This is a genomic window from Microbacterium petrolearium (assembly GCF_054782875.1).
Map to the genome: position 1 here is coordinate 1 of NZ_BAAGRQ010000056.1, position 986 is coordinate 986.

The following is a 986-nucleotide window of genomic DNA, read 5'->3' on the forward strand; positions in this document are numbered from 1 at the left end:
CTCGGCCGCAGCGCTACGTCGAGCGACACGATCCCCAATGGAGCATGCCTGGCGTTCAGATCGCACACACCGCAAGCAAGGAATGGGTATGTGACCGACTTGGGTGGTGTGATGAATGATCGACATCGCATGGGTACGCACATAAGGCTGTGACCTGGCCAGGCATGACTCGATGCGGCATGCTCGGGGCGTGAACTTCGTCGCCAGTGACTGGTCCGGACTTCAGGTGGAGACCAAGGTTGCACTCTTTGCTGCGGGAGTGGCGCTTGTCGTCGGAATTCTTAGTCCAATCGTTAACGCCTTTAATACGTGGGCGACCCTCCGAGCGCAACGTCAGCTGGCCAATGATGATCGAGTATGGGCAAAGCGAGCCGAGGTCTACGAAGCCCTGCTCGAATGGTCATCGAGCAGAATTGATCAACTGGCACTGACTCACCCATCGCGGAAGAATCAGAGCCCGGATGGTATTGATGCGCCCGACGGTTGCGGAATTGATCCTGAATCTTTCGGCCTTCCGAGAAACCTGGATATTCGGGCAAGGGCTTATGCTAATCCGAATATTCGCGAAGTGGCCATTCTGTTCGACAGAGAATTTCGCGTGCATGTGAGAGACCGTCGAGATCTGCCCCGAACGGGCGATTATGACGGCGCCAATCGGTCAGGACGGATCGCAAACCGGATCTACGATCACTTGGCAGTTATGATCTCCTACGATCTTGAAGTGCGACCAAGAGGGCGACCGGAGTGGCGACGAGACCTCATAGATCGATGGGATTCAATCTGGAATCGTGAGGATGGATGGCTGATTCGTTCATATCGTATTGTGACCGGTCTGGGCCGAGGAAAAAGCCGAGCCTGGGGTGACACCTGACTGGCTTGCCTCGGCCTCGTGCATCCCGAGCGACTCGTGGGCGGTGCGTGAAACGGAGGCTGGTTCAGTTCGGCCGAGCCACTGCCACCTATCCGTGCAGCGTCTCTAGTCTCTA

At 56.7% G+C, this 986-nt stretch carries 1 protein-coding gene; it reads left to right on the top strand.

Annotated elements, in window-relative coordinates:
- Positions 1–190 precede the first annotated feature (190 nt).
- Positions 191–871 (top strand): hypothetical protein, encoded by a 681-nt coding sequence (locus ACYVJ0_RS13560; RefSeq protein ID WP_460818387.1) that lies wholly within the window; start codon positions 191–193, stop codon positions 869–871.
- The last annotated feature ends 115 nt before the right edge of the window (positions 872–986 follow it).